The 18,102-nt window shown below is 52.4% G+C and carries 14 protein-coding genes and 2 tRNA genes; 7 read left to right on the top strand and 9 right to left on the bottom strand.

Translation table 11 applies throughout. The features are described 5' to 3' along the window. Positions 1-307: 307 nt before the first annotated feature. The 3 genes from L2731_RS08540 to L2731_RS08530 are packed head-to-tail and all read right to left on the bottom strand — an operon-like array spanning position 308 to position 4,422. A complete protein-coding gene (locus L2731_RS08540) occupies positions 308-2,785 on the bottom strand; it encodes a putative bifunctional diguanylate cyclase/phosphodiesterase (protein ID WP_249252691.1) in 2,478 nt (825 codons plus the stop codon). Positions 2,786-2,789: 4 nt separating this feature from the next. Then, on the bottom strand, positions 2,790-4,001 hold the full coding sequence (locus L2731_RS08535) for a hypothetical protein (RefSeq protein WP_249252690.1): 1,212 nt from the start codon (positions 3,999-4,001) through the stop codon (positions 2,790-2,792). Further along, positions 3,985-4,422 (bottom strand): type 2 periplasmic-binding domain-containing protein, encoded by a 438-nt coding sequence (locus L2731_RS08530; RefSeq protein ID WP_239849551.1) that lies wholly within the window; start codon positions 4,420-4,422, stop codon positions 3,985-3,987. Before L2731_RS08530 ends, L2731_RS08535 begins: the two co-directional genes overlap by 17 nt. A 182-nt stretch (positions 4,423-4,604) precedes the next feature. On the opposite strand from L2731_RS08530, the gene L2731_RS08525 reads away from it, so the two are divergent. From L2731_RS08525 to L2731_RS08510, 4 genes are all read left to right on the top strand, one after another. Continuing rightward, the gene (locus L2731_RS08525; RefSeq protein WP_249252689.1) at positions 4,605-5,633 is read left to right on the top strand and encodes a methyltransferase; all 1,029 of its coding nucleotides are present in this window, start codon (positions 4,605-4,607) and stop codon (positions 5,631-5,633) included. A gap of 453 nt (positions 5,634-6,086) precedes the next feature. After that, positions 6,087-7,757: a flagellar assembly protein A gene (locus tag L2731_RS08520; RefSeq protein WP_249252688.1), complete on the top strand. Its 1,671-nt coding sequence runs from the start codon at positions 6,087-6,089 to the stop codon at positions 7,755-7,757. 114 nt (positions 7,758-7,871) lie between these two features. After that, the gene (locus tag L2731_RS08515) at positions 7,872-8,972 is read left to right on the top strand and encodes a site-2 protease family protein (protein WP_249252686.1); all 1,101 of its coding nucleotides are present in this window, start codon (positions 7,872-7,874) and stop codon (positions 8,970-8,972) included. 500 nt (positions 8,973-9,472) lie between these two features. Continuing rightward, positions 9,473-10,435 carry a LysR family transcriptional regulator gene (locus tag L2731_RS08510; protein WP_249252684.1) on the top strand — a complete coding sequence of 321 codons (963 nt, stop codon included), beginning with the start codon at positions 9,473-9,475 and terminating at the stop codon, positions 10,433-10,435. A gap of 194 nt (positions 10,436-10,629) precedes the next feature. Here L2731_RS08510 and L2731_RS08505 read toward each other — a convergent pair whose 3' ends face one another. From L2731_RS08505 to nrfD, 3 genes are read right to left on the bottom strand one after another with little or no spacing between them, the layout of a single operon-like run. Next, on the bottom strand, positions 10,630-13,704 hold the full coding sequence (locus tag L2731_RS08505; protein ID WP_249252682.1) for a molybdopterin-dependent oxidoreductase: 3,075 nt from the start codon (positions 13,702-13,704) through the stop codon (positions 10,630-10,632). 4 nt (positions 13,705-13,708) lie between these two features. Then, on the bottom strand, positions 13,709-14,425 hold the full coding sequence (dsrO, locus tag L2731_RS08500) for a sulfate reduction electron transfer complex DsrMKJOP subunit DsrO (protein WP_239849545.1): 717 nt from the start codon (positions 14,423-14,425) through the stop codon (positions 13,709-13,711). A gap of 9 nt (positions 14,426-14,434) precedes the next feature. After that, positions 14,435-15,331 carry an NrfD/PsrC family molybdoenzyme membrane anchor subunit gene (gene nrfD, locus L2731_RS08495; protein WP_249252680.1) on the bottom strand — a complete coding sequence of 299 codons (897 nt, stop codon included), beginning with the start codon at positions 15,329-15,331 and terminating at the stop codon, positions 14,435-14,437. A gap of 202 nt (positions 15,332-15,533) precedes the next feature. Between nrfD and L2731_RS08490 the strand changes: the two genes are divergently transcribed. Continuing rightward, the gene (locus tag L2731_RS08490; protein WP_249252678.1) at positions 15,534-15,845 is read left to right on the top strand and encodes a hypothetical protein; all 312 of its coding nucleotides are present in this window, start codon (positions 15,534-15,536) and stop codon (positions 15,843-15,845) included. A gap of 26 nt (positions 15,846-15,871) precedes the next feature. Continuing rightward, complete coding sequence (locus L2731_RS08485) at positions 15,872-16,549, top strand: TorF family putative porin (RefSeq protein WP_249252676.1); 678 nt, start codon at positions 15,872-15,874, stop codon at positions 16,547-16,549. A gap of 160 nt (positions 16,550-16,709) precedes the next feature. On the opposite strand, the gene L2731_RS08480 is transcribed toward L2731_RS08485, so the two are convergent. Both L2731_RS08480 and L2731_RS08475 read right to left on the bottom strand, forming a co-directional pair. Further along, positions 16,710-16,796: transfer RNA gene (locus L2731_RS08480), tRNA-Leu, on the bottom strand. 51 nt (positions 16,797-16,847) lie between these two features. After that, a tRNA-Leu gene (locus tag L2731_RS08475) sits at positions 16,848-16,932 on the bottom strand. 310 nt (positions 16,933-17,242) lie between these two features. Between L2731_RS08475 and L2731_RS08470 the strand changes: the two genes are divergently transcribed. Next, on the top strand, positions 17,243-17,371 hold the full coding sequence (locus L2731_RS08470) for a DUF3149 domain-containing protein (protein ID WP_011867043.1): 129 nt from the start codon (positions 17,243-17,245) through the stop codon (positions 17,369-17,371). A gap of 106 nt (positions 17,372-17,477) precedes the next feature. On the opposite strand, the gene L2731_RS08465 is transcribed toward L2731_RS08470, so the two are convergent. Further along, positions 17,478-18,089, bottom strand: coding sequence for a superinfection exclusion B family protein (locus L2731_RS08465; RefSeq protein WP_249252675.1), 612 nt, complete (start codon positions 18,087-18,089; stop codon positions 17,478-17,480). Positions 18,090-18,102: the final 13 nt, after the last annotated feature.

Below are 18,102 nucleotides of genomic sequence, written 5' to 3'. Positions count from 1 at the left end.
GGCCGAGGAAAAGGCTGAAACCACAGCCCAGGACATCGCTGCCATGAACACCTCTGCCCAAGCTGATGTGGAGGCGCAAGCGGCTGAACTGTCTGAAAAGATGCAATCGACGGCCAGTGAGCCCGATGCCGAGGAGGCATTTCGCCAGGCAAGCGATCTGCTTAGCGAGGGCGCCGAGAGTCAGTCTGCCGCCCCGGTCTCTGAGGTAGATAACCAAGACTAATGCCATCCTCCAGGCTTGTCTCTACCACCAGATTAGCCCCACCTCCTGATTAGCCCCTACTCCTGATTAACCTCAGGCGCCAGGCTAGCTCCCCTGCCTGACCAGCTTAGGTTGGGGAGCCTGGCTGATGGGCCAGAGACGAGTCTCCTCTATCTCCTGCAACACCACAAACACAGATGCCACATCCAGCGGGCGGGAGAAGTAATATCCCTGACCCAGTTCACAGCGCTGACAACTCAAACATTCGGCCTGCTGCTGTGTCTCTATCCCCTCGGCCACCACCTCACGTCCGAGGTTATGGGCCAGCTCGATAACCGTAGTGATGATGTGGGTATCGGCCTCGCCGTCGAGCACGTTGGCGGTGAAACAGCGATCTATCTTCAACAGGTCGAAGGGCAACTGCTTAAGATAGCTCAGCGAGGAGTAACCCGTGCCAAAGTCGTCGATGGCGATCCTTACCCCCAGCGCCTTGAGCGATGCCATGGCCGCCATTGCCAGCTCCACCTGCTCGATCACGCTCTCCTCCGTCACCTCTAACACCAGTGAGCCCGCCGAGATCTGCTGCGCCTCTACCTCCTGGCGTACCACGGTAAGCAGGTCGGCGGCCAGGAAGTGCTTGGCCGACAGGTTGACCGCGATATAGAGATCGTCCCATCCGGCGGAATTTAGCCGGGCAATTAACTCGGACGCCTTGCGGATCACATAGTTACCCACCTCGATGATCGCCTCACTGTTTTCGATATCGGGAATAAACTCCCCCGGCATGATGAGCCCGCGTTCGGGATGAAACCAGCGGATCAGCGCCTCGAACCCTCGCAGACGCCCAGACGGGAGTTCGACTATGGGCTGGAGGAAGAGCACCAGCTGCTCCTCGTTGATGGCGGTCCCTATGCTCTGTTCTATCATGAGGCGGTTATTGGCCTGATGTAGCATCTCCTCGCTAAACACCCGGTAGTTACTGCGCCCGGCGCTCTTGGCCTGATACATGGCCAGATCCGCATGCTGGATCAGCTCCTCCGCACTGAGGCGAGAGGAGTTACAGTAGGCCAGGCCGATACTAGTGGTAACAATCAACTTGTGGCTGCCCAGCACCACTGGATGTTGCAGGGCAGAGAAGATCCTGTGGATCACATTGCTGACCTCCTGCTCGTCGTGTACCTGCCTGAGCAAGATCAGAAATTCATCGCCCCCCTGGCGAAATACGGTATCCATCTCACGCACGCTGTTTGTCAGCCTGGCCGCCACTATCTTGAGTAGCTCATCCCCCTGAATATGGCCCAGGGTATCGTTGATCCGTTTGAACTCATCGAGATCCAGAAACATGAGCACCACGCAATCTTCCTTACTGGCGATACAGGCGATGGCGGTCTGTAGCTCATGGTGAAGCATCGCCTTGTTGGGTAGGCCCGTAAGGGTATCTAGCATGGCCAGGCGCTCCAGCTCATGGGTGTACTCATCCACCTCATTTTCCATGCCCTGCATGTTATCGGCCAGCTGTCGCGTCGCCAGATGGATCAGATCCACCTCGTCGGGAAACAGCGAAGGCTTGCTAGGTAAACTGGCGCGCACGCCCGCAAAGTCGTGGTCGGCCAGCAGCGGCAAGAGGTTGGCATGGCGCGCCAGGCTGATCACAGGTGACCAGGCCACCAGCATCACCAACCCCGCCGCCAGGATCAGCCCCACCAACAGGGTAACGACCATCCCCAGCTGAAAGGTCGATAGCATCTGTTGCCACTGCCCCAGGCTCATCAGCACCACTATGGCGGGGGCATTTTCCACCTTATCCAGGGGGAAGGACCACACAGCCCAGTGGTTATCCTGATAGTTATAGACGCCGTCGCCCATAGAGATCTGCTGCCAGGAGTAGCTATCGGCCATGTGACGCAGCAGGGCGAAGCTGCTGGGGCGATTGCTGATACTGTAGAGGTGACGCCCCCACAGTGGGCCAGGCTCGGCATTACCGGACTGGGCACCTAATACCGCCAGCTCTATCGACTTGTCGGTGCGAAAGTGGCTGATCACCTCGGTGAGTGCCGACTCGAAGAAGAATAGATGGGGCCTGCTGTTCACCAGAGTAGGTACCAGCACCTGGATAACGCAATCCTCGACGCAGACTACCCTGGATGTCAGCTCAAAAGAGGCTTCACTCTGCAACAGCCACCTGAGGTCGTCCTGAGAATGGGGCTCGCCCGCATGGGCCAGTCGCTCACCATCGAGCTGATACAGACCAAACCCCTTGAGATCCCAGTAGAGCTGTACGTCGGGCCAGTTCTCTGCAAGCAAGAGTTGATAGCCCTCGGCCCCATCATCGCCCTTGGCGTTAGCCACAAAGCCTAGCTGCATCGCCGCCTGCAGCGAATGCTCTACCGCTGTGTTCATGGAGAAGGAGAGAGACTGGGCCAGCTTATCCCGCTGGGCCTCGAGTAGCATCTTCTGTTGATTGAGTAGTTGCTGATAGGCCAAGGTACATATCACCCCGCCCACCAACGTCAAAATAAGAATCACCGCGATAAGTAATTTCCACTTAATACTCAAGAAGCGATCGGGGTGATTCACTATCATGGCATCACCACTGGAACTTGTAGGATATTTCGATGGCAAACAGCGACCAATCCTTGTCCTGCACCGCCGGATTAGGCATCAAGATAGGGGTCACCCAGGCGGCGCCGCGTACCTTGTGATATTCCGCCGCCACCATCCAATCTTTCGCCGGTAACCAGCGCATGCCGAGCGTCCAGTCTTGGGCATAACCAAAGTAACCGGGCACCCCGCGCTCAACTAGCTTATCGCCGTCGGGATCGCTCTCATCAAGCACCTGATGATCGTAGCGAACAAACACCTCGACATCACTCGGCAGATAGCCACGGACATCCAGGTAATAGCCATAGCCCCTCACCTCATAAATCCCCAGCTCAGGGGGGACAAACACCCCGCCCACATATCGGTCCCAGTGCAGATACTCGCCGGTAAATTCGAGGAAATTTACCCGGTACTGTGCCGACACTATCCAGTGCTTGGAACGCAGGCTGCCATCGCCGAAGGGACCGCCAAGATGGGATTGATAGCGACTCTCGGCATCGAAATAGGTGAGCCCCAGTCGCAGGCTATCGTCCTGATACTCGAGATCCGCCCCCCAATAACCGTCGGCATCGAAGTGACCGAACTCCTCGGAGCCTACCACGTTGCGGATTAGGTCGTCTGAGGTTTGCGCATCCCCAAGTGTCAGATGCCACTCGATCGAGCCGTCCAGCACGGGATGGCCACCAAATAGCTCGCCGCCGGTAATATGCAACAGGGCATCGCGAAGATAATCACTGTATACCGACTGTGGCAACAAGATCCCCGGCCGGGTGAAGGAGACGTCCCGGGTACTGGTATAGAAACCAGCCTCACTCTTAAACAGGCCACCTCTGGCCCCCACATAGCCCTGATCTAAGATGAACTTATACTCGGCAAACAGGTAGTCGGCACTCAGTCCCGACTCATCCAGGTTGCCCCACTGACGGTAACGTGCGGCGCCCGCCACCCGAAAATGTTCATCGGGCACCCAGGAGAGATGCAGCGCCGCCTCGGTGACATCAAATGCATCTCCCGACTCGCCGACGATAAATTCACTGCCATCGGCGGCAATATAACCCTGACCGACAAAACCATTGACCTGCCACTGACCGACCTGCGCCAACGCAGTGAAAGAGATGCACAGGGCCAGTGACATCCCAATCGCAAAGGCCAGCGGGCTTAGGCGTCTCAGACTTAAGTGACTAATGCTCGACTTCATCTTGTCCTCCTTGACGCTCGACACCTATCTCGACGGCGACCTCACCGCCTCCGGACACATAACCTATGGCACCGGGCGTATTTGCCACCCTCTCTCGCATCTCCACCTCCGAGTCTAAGGTGATCGGCCGCTCGCCTACTCCGGAAAACACCAGACGATCCCAGCGATGCCGCAGCACATAGGGCATAAGCTCCAATTGCTGATAGCAAAACTCTTGATGTATGGGGGAATCGCTGGGGAGGATAAAAACCTGGATCTTCTGGCCGTCAGGCCAATAGAGCTTCTGCATGGCGAAGATTAATTTAAGATCTTTCGGGGTAATATCTATGCTCTCCACCGAGGCATTGACGATCACCTGAGCGGCAAATACATTCGCGCAACAAAGGCCCAGAAGGCACATCCATGTCGACAATCGCCGCATCCCCGCTCCTCTATCTCCTACCTACCCAAGTCATGCGCCAAATCTCACATAACAAAGGAAATTTATCGTCTGATGAGATATAGCTTAGGCAAGAATCGGCGAACTGGCATAATAAATGTTACTGATAATATAGAGGCTTGGGCTATAATTGCCGCAAATTCCCCTTTGGCCTGTGGTTGCGCGTGTTATCTAATCCTTCTCAAGTCGTCCTAAGAAATATCGAACTGTTTGAATCAAAAAATGTTTTACTCATCAATCATGAGAGCGATCTTCTGGCGACGACCCTGTTGGAACATGCCACAAAAGTCACCACTTTGGCCCTGGATTTCAACCACTATCAGCATGTGCAAGGCCATGAAAACGCCCGCCTGCAATGCCATTTCGGCCATAAGCTGCCATCGGCGCAAACTTTCGATGTCGTGCTGCTCTTCTATCCTAAGTCCAAGAGCCTTAGCCCCTACCTGCTCAACCTGGCCGGGCGCCATCTGATCCCCGGAGGCGATCTGGTGATCGTCGGCGAGAAGAAGGGCGGCATCCGCTCGATAGCCAAGCAAATGCCAGACTATTTCGACGCGGCCATTAAGCGTGACAACGCCCGTCACTGTATGCTCTATACCAGCACCTTGCAGAGCGAGGCCCCCGAGATAAACCTGAGCGATTGGGTCAAAGCCTATTCGCTGAGTACACCACAGGGCGAGCTGACCATCTGCAACCTGGTGGGCGTATTTAGCGAGAAGCGACTGGATGAGGGCACAGAGCTACTGCTACAGCATCTGCCCACGCTCGAGGGACGAGTACTCGACTTTGGCTGCGGCGCAGGAGTGATCACCGCCGCCCTGCTCAAGGCCAATCCCGCCCTCAAACTCGAATGTGTCGACATCAATGCCATGGCTCTCGCCTCCTGCGAGCTAACCCTGGCGGCCAACGGCATGCAGGCCAAGGTCTATGCCTCCGATGGCTTAACGCAAACCCAAGGAATGTTTGACGCCATCATCTCCAACCCGCCGTTTCACGATGGACTGGACAGCACCACAGAGATCGCGACCCGCTTCGTGCAGCAAAGCGAGGCCCAGCTCAAGTCTGGTGGGATATGGCAGATAGTAGCCAACCGCCACCTGCCCTACAGTGACACCATAGCCCAGTTCTTCAAGATGGTGAATGTGACCGCCGAGAACAACAAATACAAGATCTACGCCAACCAAAAGGCGTAACTACTTTAAAAAGCACTGTTTAATCTGTTAGGGAAGGTGCGAACAAGTCGTCGCACAGCTCTGGCTTTGATAGCAGCGACAGTTCAAGGCATTCAACTGAGGGCATGCCGAGGCATGCTGAAGTTGAATAACGCCGAAATGGTGTTGCTATCAAAGCCCCGCGGGGCGAGGCTTACAGCGGTATTTTCTGCGTTACAGTTCTTGCGAAGAACTAGGGCCATTCGCTGCAACTGTGCCTTGCATCTATCCACTTTTAGCACACGCAGAGCAAGCACGGGACTTATTCGCACCTTCCTTAGTTATCGCCGGGGCCACCCGGCTTTTGTCGTACAAGATCTCATTTCAATCATGCGCTTCATCTGCATCATAAAATAGGGCTTCATAGGTCAAACTTTATGCTGTTATACTCGGGAGAATACTAACTAAAATAATAATTAACCTGCGGAAACTTCTATGCTGGATCCTGGACTGATTGAACTGAGTAGTGACGGAAACTTAGCCGAATTTAAAGTCATTCCCAATACCCATGGCCCATTGACGGTGGACGCCATTCTCGAACTGCTCACCCTGCCCGAATTTTGCCAGCTTTATCCCCGTAAGAATGTTATCGAAAAGGCCGTCGCTCAGGTCAACAAGGTGATCGGCCAGGACGATGGCCAGTATGAACTCTTCTTCGAGATCGCCGAGCGCCGCGACGCCGAGATCGCCATCAACCTCAGCGACGACAAGATGAGCGCCGAGATGACGCTCACCGCCCCCTGGGGGGGCAAGTCACTGACACTGCAAGATATCTTAAGAGCCCTCAAGACAGAGCAGATCAGCATGGGACTGAGCAAGGTCAAGATCGAGGCCCTGCTCGCCAAGCTACCGACCCTGCCACCGGGAGAGAGCTGCAGCGAGGTGTTCGCCCACGGCAAGCCCGCCATCAATGGCACCAACGCCATCGTCGAGCGCAAGGTGCCACTGGCGAGGGAGCGCCTGCTTCAGCCTCAGGAGCGTGCCGACGGCACGGTCGACATGCGTAACTTGGGCGAGATCATCATGGTCAAACCCAAAGACAAGTTGATGATTAAGATCCCCGCCACCGAAGGCACTAAGGGCTACAACGTTCAGGGTGAACCGCTACTGCCGATCGCCGGCAAAGATCTTAAACTCACCGCAGGCACGGGCGCCGAGCTGCTGGAATCCGATCCCAATGTATTGGTCGCCACCGTCGCCGGCCAGCCGGTAGAGACCAAGAGTGGCATGCAGGTCGATGATGTGCTGCAGATAAAAGATGTGGATATCGGCTACGGCAATGTCGACTTCAAGGGCAGTGTCCTAGTTACCGGCGACGTACATGAAGGCATGGTGGTCAAATCCACCGGCGATATTACCGTGATGGGATTTGTCGACTCGGCTCAACTGATCGCCGATGGTGATATCACAGTCAGCAAGGGGATAATTGGCCGCCAGCTCAAGGAAGATCAACTCTCTACCAAGCTCTCAGCCAAAGGGCAGATCTCGGCCCAGTTCGTCCAATACTCAGAGTTAAAGGCCGAAGGCGATATTCTGGTCACCAAGCAGCTATTGCACAGTCATACCCAGACCGCAGGGCACCTCATCGTCAGCGACGCCAATGGCCGCCGGGGCGATCTTGTGGGTGGTGTGGCCCAGGCCGACAAGGGTGTCAAGGCGGTGATCATTGGTGCCACGGCCGGTACCCGCACCGAGGTCTTCTGCGCCATGAAGCACGGCGAGCTCAAAGAGGAACTCAAGCAGTTGGATCAGGGGATCAAACAGATGGTGGTGGCCAAACTCAACATAGAGGCCAGCCTCAACAAGCTGCCCCCTAAGGCAGAGTGGCAGGACGACGCCCTCATGGTCGAGCAGGTCAAGGGGATGCTGGAAGAGAAACGCCGCATCACCCAGGAGTGGTCCCGCGAGGAGCAGGAGTTCAACGCCATCGAGCAGGAAGTGGAACGCTACTATCAGGAGTACCGCATCGAGGCCTGCAAACATATCTTCGCCAACGTCGAGCTACATATCGGCCCCGCCTTTAATCGCACCCAGCGTGAGCACGGCCCCTGCATAGTGGTCAACGAAGGCCAGGAGATCAGCTTCGACTACAGCAATCGCAAGTGATCGCAATCTATTAGCAGATCAACGAGGCTCGGCAAATTGTCGGGCCTCTTTTCTTTGCCATGACTTTACAGGCATAATCCCCGCCAGATAGCGGTAACGGATAACGGAAAACAAGTGGAACTACTGAGAATAGACTGTTTAGGCAAAGAGTTGCGCCTCGAAGGCTCGCTGGCGGGCTGGCAACAACTCTTCTGGGACAATCAACTGGTGTCGGTCAAAGAGGCCAGTGCCGATAATCAGGGACTGAGAAACCATGAGTTCGAGTTAAGCCGCCATAACCCTCAAGATCAATCGGTACAGAAGATCCCCCTCACCCTGGAAGTAGATCTCATCTGGCAACCCTTTAGCCTCAACTATCGCCTGCTGAGCGAAGATGCCGTACTGAGCCAAGGTAGCCGTGACGCCAAAGACATAGAGCGTCAGACGCCCGTCACCCCGGTTAAGGCTTCGCAGAAACTGAGCCTGGTGGGCCTGGCCTCCCTGGGCTTTAAGCTGCTCAAGAGCGCCAAGGTGATTAAGGTTGTGCTGGCCGGTGCCAGCGTGGCCGCCTACTCCTGGCTCTTCTCCTTCGAATTTGCCCTGGCATTGATCGCCTGTCTCATGTTCCATGAGTACGGCCATATTCGCGCCATGAAGTATTTCGGTATGAAGACCAAGGGGATCTACCTCATCCCCTTCATGGGCGGGTTGGCGCTGAGCGACGAGAAGATCAACACCCGCTGGCAGGATGTGGTGATCTCCATCATGGGGCCCACCTTCGGCCTCCTGATGTCGATAGCCTCCCTGATCGCCTATTGGGTCACAGACAACCCAATGTTTGCCGGGCTCGCCGCCTTCAATTCGCTCCTTAACCTGTTCAACCTGCTGCCCATATTGCCCTTGGACGGAGGACATATTCTCAAGAGCATCAGCTTCTCCATGAACAGTCTGATGGGGCTGATTGCCTGCGTGGCGGGCGCCGCCATCGGCGTCTTTATCAGCTACAGCCTAGGACTGGCGCTGCTGGGCTTCCTGCTCCTCATCGGCAGCCTGGAAATCGTCTTCGAATGGAAGACCCGCCATCAGAGTCATCTGCTGCCGCTGGACAGATACGGCCAGGTGTTTTCAGCCATCTGGTACCTGCTGACCGTCGGCGCCCTGGTCGCCATCATCTGGTATCTGGCCGGCAGCGGCGACGACATGCTTGGCCTACCGCTCAAGATCTTGCAAAGCTAGTCCTCTGATCTTTGCATCATCATTTAAAATACTGCCTCGCTCTTTTAGATGAGAGCCGAGGCAGGCAACCAGATCAACGAGACAATACAACATCCACATGCGTCTCCCATTTGTAAGCCCCTCCAATCCATTAATCTGTCGAATCAGACAATAGGGAATAGCTCTGAGACAACATGCCAAAAGCCTTCTTTCTAACCCGAAAAACGCTCAAAAAACATCCTCACCATCCTGTCCCTCTTTTTTTATACCTTTTTATAGTTAACTTTTTACGACAGCGATTATCGCTTTACCCCAAGATACTAAAAACTTTTCCAGGTAATCAGTTTTGCTTTTCAAGGCAAAAATCATATAAAAAAACAGTACACACAATTAAATTAAGTAGCACTTTTTAATCTTTATTAGGGTAGATGCCAATCCAATACACAAATTTATCCATTTAATTTGTTGTCGTCTCTATACCATGATAAAAATGAATAAATATCTCGAATTGCCTTCTCTTTATGAACATAGACAAACTCGATTATCAGTCACTGATCATTTTCGAATCCATAAGCCGTCACCTGAATGCCGGTTTGGTCGCTAACGAACTAGGCATAAGCATCTCCTCCGTTAGCCGCCATCTGGGCACCCTGCGTGACATTTTTAAAGATGTGCTTTTCATTCGTCGAGCACAAGGATTTGTTTTATCGGATAAGGCTGTTCAACTCCTTCCTTATATCAAACAGTTGCTACATGATTATCAGGTAATTAAACACAACCATATTCATTTCAACCCACTTACAGCAAAGGGTCACTTTAAGATCTACGCCTATAATGAGTTCACCTATGTGATAAACAAGGTAATCAACCAACAAATATTACCTCAGGCGCCTAACTTAACCTTCGAAGTACGCACCCTTTCCAGCGATTGTAGCCGCGCTATCGAGCATGGTGAAATAGATTTCGCAGTGGTTTATGAAAACTTTAAAGATCACAAAATAATTCACGAAATGTTATCACCGACGGAGGAGCTTTTTTTAATAGCCAAGGAAGGACATGCAGTATTTTCAGAGGAGTTTACCTTAGAAAACTTATGTCAGTATGATTATTTCGCTATGGATAATTATAACGACCTAAGTAAGCCATTAATTGCACAACTTGCCAAACAGCAGGGAATCGCTGTGAATGTAATCGGAGCTACCGATAATATTGCTGCACTCAGTCGCCATATCCTCGATAGCCGAGCTATTTCCATGAGCTGCAACGTTTTTACCCGTGAGTTTTGCGAAATGATCAAAGGCCTACGAACCGCCACTCTACCAAGCAAATTAACAGCGCATCTGCTGAAGCAGATTAATGTCGGCCGCAGGGTTGGCAACTACCTAATCTCTTCTGAAATAAACCAATCAACGACTCATCACTGGCTCAAGCAACAGTTGTTTAATAACATTCGTGATGAGTGGTATCTAGCGATGAAGCGCTAAGAAGAAAAAACTCTATTTATCAATTAGGGATAAATAGAGTATCTAGGTAAAGTCTTTGTCGCTAAGACAGGAGATGGGGGAAAGTATCCTATCCGAGTGATTGGCAACAAAGATAAGCCTAATAACAGAGCACATCTAATCTGAGCCAAGCAATTATGAGCGCCGTCTCACTTAAGACGACGCTCATATTGCAATTACACCTTGCGAATAGCTACCGGCACTCCGTGTCTCGCAGTCGAACCAAAAGTTTTATCACGGTAGAGACTGGCGCCCTTACGACTAGGATCCACTATGTTGAAAGGGTTAGGGCAGACACCCGTTCCTCTCGATGGAATGCCAGGGATCACCTGACCATCGACCTCCAGGTCGCTCGCGCCAAAGCACCAGTGGCCATAACCCATTCCCACCACTATGGTGTTGCGGGCCACAGTTTTGTCTGCCTGCACTATTCCCTCGATATACTTCCCCTTAGGAGACAACACCTGCGCCCTATCGCCATCCTTGATATCAAACTTGGCGGCATCATCCTCATGCAGATGGATATAGTTGGTCTCACCCAGGGCAGTGATGCGCGGCAGCGCCACAGAATAAGGGCTACGAAGATGCAGCTTGAAGGTCGACAGGTTAAAGGGATACTCATTCACCTTCCACAGCGCACGCACCGCCGAGCCGTCCCAGAAGCGATCCACATCATAGACGGGTTGGCCATCGTTAAACTCGCCACTGTAGGAGTCTTTCACCCTGGCCAGGGACTCGTTGTACACCTGGAACTGAGTGTCCATGCGCATCATGGGGTTGAAAAACTCCCCTTCGTAACGCTCATCCACCCGCTCGTAACGACCCCCACGGGTCAGCATATAGGCGGTCGGCCCCACCTCCTCGGGCTTGAGTCTGGCCTTGAACAGCGGCAGCACACGATCCACGCTGGTAAAGGCGATATCTTCCTCCGTGGGCGATGGCAACACAGATCCTGTGTGAGCGATATTGGCAAACAGCGGCACATAGAAGTCGGCCGGCTCATGAATCGGCAAGTCTCGTCCCTCGACGTCCTTGAACGCCTTCTCACCAAAGCCTGGCAAACCTATCGCCTTGCTAATATCGATCAAGAATTGCTCCATGTTGACCTCTTGGCCCTGAGCAGTCTTGACGTTACGTGAAGTCACCACGGGCACACAGGCCACATCGCCGACAAACTCGCTGCCCCACATGCGTGAGTTGGCCCACTGCTCATACTGCAAAGAATCGGGCACTATGTAATCGGCGAACACATTGGTCTCGTTGATGTAGGGATCTAGGGCGATGATCAACCCAAGCTGCTTAGGATCTTTGATTGAGTCCTCCACCTGATCCTGCAGACCTGAGCAACCATAAATCGGGTTGGTCGCCCAGGTGATCCAGGCTTTGAACTGAAACGGGTTCTTGTTGGCATGGGCCACCAGTAACTCGCCACTGTTGTCCTGCACAAAGGTATTATTCCAGGGCTGATCTGCAGGGTAAGGATCTAGACCCTTAGCCAGCTTCTGCTGATACTCATGGCTCAGTTCATAGTCGCCAGAGCGCTCGGCATTAAAACCGGTCAGCGAAGCGTGCTCAAAATCCATCAGGTTATACAGAGGACCGTCATAGATATCATACATGGCGGCGTAGCCCACACCGCCCATGTGCATCATGCCGCCCTTAGCATTATGCGCGCCCACCAGGGTCGCCAACATAATCATGGCAAAGGCGAATTGTCCGCCGTCTGAGGCATTACAGCCGGTATTAGTCTCGATAGCCACGCTGCGGCCATGGGAGGTGAACTCTTTAGCTAACTCCTCTATCTTGGCCACAGAGATGCCACAACGCTCAGAAAGCTGGCGCATCGAAGTTTCGTTGACCCGGTGTTTAAGCAGTGAAAAGGCTGTTTCCACCTGCAGCTCGACGCCATTACCGATCGCCAGCTTACCCTTGTAGAAGAGCTCCGCCGGTTGTTCGCTCTCGCCTGTCACCAGCTGACCCGTAGCCTTGTCGATCACCATCTTGATCTCGGCCTCGCCCACACCGCAAGCTTCGGCGGTCAGGAACTGGTTAAACAGGGGATGACCAGGCTCTTTCACCACCAGATAGGTGGCATTGGTGTAGTTGATCTCGCCTATGGCATCGGCGCAGGCCTGACTCGGCGCCTCAAGATAGGCTCGGCGATAGCGATCATGATTGATGATGTACTGCATCATGGCAAACATCAGCGCGGTATCGCCGCCCGAGACAATTGGCAGCCACTCACCCTGGCTGTTATCCACCTCTGAGGTCAAGGAACGTAAGATAGGATCGATCACCACATACTTAAAGTCAGGACGATCGCTGCGGGCCTTGGCCAGACGACGCGAGCCCACGTTGAGGCCGTTACCACTGAGCCCCGGGTTGGTGCCTATGAAGATGGCAAACTTGGTCTCTTCATAATCCACCTGGGGCAAGGCCATCTCGTCGACGGCATCGAAACAGCCCAGGGCGCAACCCGCCACCTGTTGGTGACCACAGTAAGAATCTTTATTGCCTATGTTGGGCGTACCCCAGGATTCCTTGACGAAGCGATGTAAAAAATCGGCCCGCGCCCCCTGCTCAGAAGAGGTAGAGACCAGCAGTTGATTCTTCACCGGACCAAAATCTGGATAACGCGGATTGGCCAGCGCAGGGTTGTCGTGGATCGTCCTCAGCCCCTCGACCTTGCCCTCGCCGAACAGATCGCCGCCCTCAATGACCTCCTTGAGCAGCTGCTCATAGGAGATGCTCTGCCAGCGATTCTCACCTCGCTTACCCACCCGCTTGAGGCACCGGGTGATACGGTGCTTATCCTCGAACGCATCGGGCACCGCATTGCCGCGGCCACACAGAGTAGCGCGATTGCTCTGGCTCAGGCCGCTGACGGCGGAGAGTTGTAACATCGCCTCCTTAGGCGGCGTCTCCATGGTAAAGGGCTGACCTGCGTTGTTGGTCAGGGTATAGGGATTACCCACGGCGCGTAGCACCTTGTCCGTCTTATTATCTATGCTGACCCGAGCGCCGCAGACGTTAAAGCAACCGAAACACTTGGAGAAGGCGAAACGCTGCTCAGGGTTTTCCACCAATTGCTTGTCCTGATCAAAATAGTACTCAGGAGTCAGCGAGGTCGGGGCATAACGGCTGATCTCGGCGTCGCTGGTGCTCGCCTTTGTTGCGGCCTTGGCACCTAAAGTGCCTGTTGTCATCACGGCGGCAACCGAACCCGCCTTTAAAAAATCTCTACGATCCATGCTGCTACCTCTGCCAGGTTTGAGGAGAATTGATACTGTTTGCCCTGTTGCTCTCGTCTTGGGTCAAGCCGATATAGAACACATTTGGGGAGGTTTGCTTACCGGCCTGCAACACTAGCGGCCTGTGCTGACGTATCAGCCTGGAGACCTCGCTCTCGGGATCGTTAATGTCACCAAAGACACGGGCGCCACCGGTACAGGTCTCGACACAGGCAGGCAGCAAGCCGCGGCTGGTTCGCTGAATACAGAAGTTACATTTATCCACAGTGCCCGTGGCCGAATGGGTGAAACGCACCCCATCGTAGGGGCAGGCCTGGATGCAGTAGTTACAACCGATACACAACTGTGAGTCCACCACCACTATGCCATCCTGCTCGCGCTTGAAGGTAGCGCCTGTCGGGCAGACAGACACGCAGGAGGGCTTGTCGCAGTTGTTGCAGAGGAGCGGCAAATTAAACACATACTGCTTACCATTTAGATCCACGCTGTGTTGCGGCACTTGGGTTCTGTGCTCGTCAGGCAGGTTGCCGTTCTCTATACCACAGGAGACCACACAGGCCTTGCAACCGTTGCAGCGACCGAGATCGATCACCATGGCCAGACGCTTCTTACCCTGACGACGAATATCGGCGATCACAGGATCGGCGGGGATAAACATCATGCCTGTGGTAGCGATGGCGCCGCCAGCCAGGAGTTTGAGTGTTCTTCTTCTATCTAACATCTTTAGCTCCTAATAAGACTGACCGGCCAGTAAGACCGAATAACGTAAACAGAAGGCGCCAACCAAGGTTAGTGCGGCGATGCCATACTCCTTAGCGTGAGACACGCCGACTCTGCCCATGATGGAGGTAAGGTTGAGCAGCAGCGGCAGCAACAGGCCAACCACTACGGCGCCAAGCCACCAGATCTTACCGGCCGATGTCGCCATCCCCAGCAGGTTATCCAGGCCATAAAACTTGCTCACATTGGCGATGACGTAAACGAAGATGCCCAGTACAAACAGCTCGATGAGCATCACCATGGAATCTGCCTTGGCGAAGTGATGATGTGGGTCGCTCTGCTTTAGCCAAGTCTTGACGATCAGCACCACTGCGGCGCCGGAGGAGATGGCAGACACCAGGAAGATCACCACCAAGATGCTGTTAGACCAGACGATGTTGTGCTTGATGTCGCCAATCAACAGGGCTGTATAGGAGGCGACGCATACAGCGAGGATAAGATTGATTAGCGCATAGCCACGGCTGGTAAAGGTCTCCTGATCATGCCGCTTGAAGGAGAAGCAAAACAGCAGCGCGAAGATGATCGCCAGGGTCAGCAGCCAGGTACCTATACTCATCATTGAGCTGGGCTCGAAGGTCATAAACAGGCGATAGAAGCGCAGCAGCTTACTCATGTCGCCATTGAAGATGCCGTACTGGAACGAGGTCAGATCGAAGACGATCATCCCTGTGCCCAGCATCAAGAGTAACAGGCCCGCGATGGCGCTAAACTTCGCCGTCGACCAGTGGTGGGCGTGAGCCACCTTTTCGGACAGAACCAGGGCGCCGCTGATAAACAAGGCCCCCGCTCCCGCACCGGCCAAGAACAGATAGGCTGCTACCAACAGCCCCCAATGCACTTCGCTCATAGACATTCCTTATTATTCTATATACCTCTTTATTCCAGCCGATTAATTCATTGGCATAGAAATAAAGAAATTCAAAACGATATATAACAGACCAAACGGGCGAAATTGTTTTTCACCTTGGTTAAATCATACAAACCAAAACGGAATAAATAAGGAGCCAGATCACACTAGTTATCAAACGTACCAGATAAATACCAAGAGTTTGAATAAAGTGGTTATTTTTACTTTACAAAAAAAATATTTACTAAAAAACAGAAAACTCAACCAACAAAAAACAACAATAAAATCAACTCAAAATCATATAGATACAAATGAAAAAACCTTTACCGCCATACAGAACTCACTCCTGAAAAATGCAAATTGTATTTTTAAAAAATCAAAAAAAACAAATCACATCACAAACAAAAGATATTATAACAGCTGGCAATTATTTTATTTAAATATATTTATTACAATCTACAAACCACAAAGACGTGGAAAAAAGCAAGCGCCAAATTATGTTGGCATTGATTAAAGACAAAAATATTTTAAGGGTTGATAATGAATAAAGTAATACTCTCCTCTTGCGCCTTAGCTATCGCCTGCACCATGAGCCAACCTCTATTGGCCGAAGAAAGCCAGTTCGCTACCTCAGGCGTACTCATGGGACTAAGCAACTACCTGTGGCGTGGTCAGACTATCAGCGACAACAAGCCTACCCTGCAGGGCGACTTGATGGTGGAACATGAAAGTGGCTTCTATCTTGGAACCTCATTCGAGACCTATCGCTATGAGGATGAAGGTAGCGTCTACAATGATTATGAAATTGATTACTACGGCGGTTACTACCAGATGATCACCGAGGATCTAGGCCTAGGCTTCAACGCCATGAAATACACTTATGGGGCTGGCGGCTACAGCATCGAGTATTCAGTCAGTCTCGACTATAAGGCACTTAATCTGATGGTAAACTACGACCAAGATGTAGAAGCTTGGTACACAGAAGTTAACTATGGCCTCGACCTTTTTAACGAGAGCCAGTTAACCGCCCATCTAGGGCTATTCACCGATGCGGAAAACTATGGCTATCTCGACAAGAGCAAGGTGGCAGACAGCATCTATGATATAGGATTGCGCTATCGCTATCCTCTGCTATCTCAACTCGATCTGATGTTAGAAGTCAGTTATCAGGAATTCGAACACGACCACTATATGGTTGGCCTTGCCTACAACTTCTAATTACCAGCAGTTAATCAGATAAAAATAAGCCAAAATGGAGCGCCGATGGCGCTCCAAAGTCTAAGGGGGGTAATTGCCGAGCAACGACAAATTTCAGGCATAAAAAAACCTGCTATTAAGCAGGTTCTTATCTCTTCAAGAGAGGATTGCATCAACAAGTTGGTACAGATGGCGAGACTTGAACTCGCACGGCCGTTAAGCCACTAGCACCTGAAGCTAGCGTGTCTACCAATTCCACCACATCTGCATCTTGTCTGTCTGATCTTACCGCTATTCTCTCAAGGAGAGCAACTGATAATGGTACCGAAGGACGGACTTGAACCGTCACTCCCGAAGGAAACGGATTTTGAATCCGTCGTGTCTACCAATTCCACCACTCCGGCTCATCAATCAGACCTTACTCTCTGTCTCGAGTAAGTGAACGGAATTATACCTTTGCTTTTACTAATGGCAAGCCTTTTGCGACAGCTTTATTACCGACTGCCGATTTTTCATCCTAAGCGCCTAAAACTCGGCACAATCAGACTATTCACACGGGGGAAATTTGCCACCAGGCTCACAAAATTCTCAAAACGATGACAAGGCGTTATCAAATTGACAGCATTAATTGATCGAGATCAGCATTTCTCATATCCATTCGCGCTAATTTAGCTTGGACAACGATATAAACAGCTGCGAAAGAGGACTTCTCACATGGCATTTTGGTTAGATTTAATGTTTGGTAACCCCATTGGTCTGCTATCTATGATAGTTATCTTCACAACCATTGGCATAATGTCATACATCATGTGGTTGTTTATCTCGAAGTCGAAACCAGAATAGATAGGACCTCGAAGTCCACAAAATCATATTTCTAATGCAAATGGGGGCTTATGCCCCCACTTTTTTATCTATCGATCTGCATTTCCCACCAATTCCCCAAAGGAGATCAGGCGGCGTGTTTACGACTGGACACCACACTGTGAATGAAGTGGGGTCTGGCCTTAATCAGCAGCTGTAGCTGCTCGGGATTGGGTTCGCCCTGAGGCAGACGCAATACCTGACGATTGAGATGGGATCTTGCCTCCATGGCAATCTTAAAATCTGCGGTCGGGCCATGAATAGCGTACTGTTGCTTGTTACCCAGATACTGCAAGATATTGGCCTCCAGCAGGCTCTGCACCGCCGCCTCATTCTCTGGCAGGGTCAGCACTGTCTCCCCTTGCAGGAAGAACTCTCTTAACAGGGCGCGCTCGGTCGGATCCAGCAGCCGCACCTTCTTCTCTATGGTCTCAGTGGTACGCTTGCCCTTGAGATGCTTGATCGCCTCATCGAGAAAATAGTTGGCCACCTGGGTCAGGAGATAGGCCGCGCCGATAATCAATCCCAGGCCGATGAAGTGGGCATATTGACTCACCAGCAGCTCTAGCCTCAGAGTCTGCATCAGGGAGGTGGGCGCAAAGAGTAAGGCGGCGCTGATCAGGGTCAGCCACAACATCAAATTGAAGATCACTTGCTTAGGACTCGTCTGTTTAAACAGCATCAGATTTAATTTTTCCATCTTGATACCTAGT

It is taken from the genome of Shewanella aquimarina, assembly GCF_023349185.1.
Classification (GTDB): domain Bacteria; phylum Pseudomonadota; class Gammaproteobacteria; order Enterobacterales; family Shewanellaceae; genus Shewanella; species Shewanella aquimarina.
The sequence above is the reverse complement of the archived record's forward strand: the minus strand, read 5'-3'. Positions and strand labels throughout refer to the sequence as shown.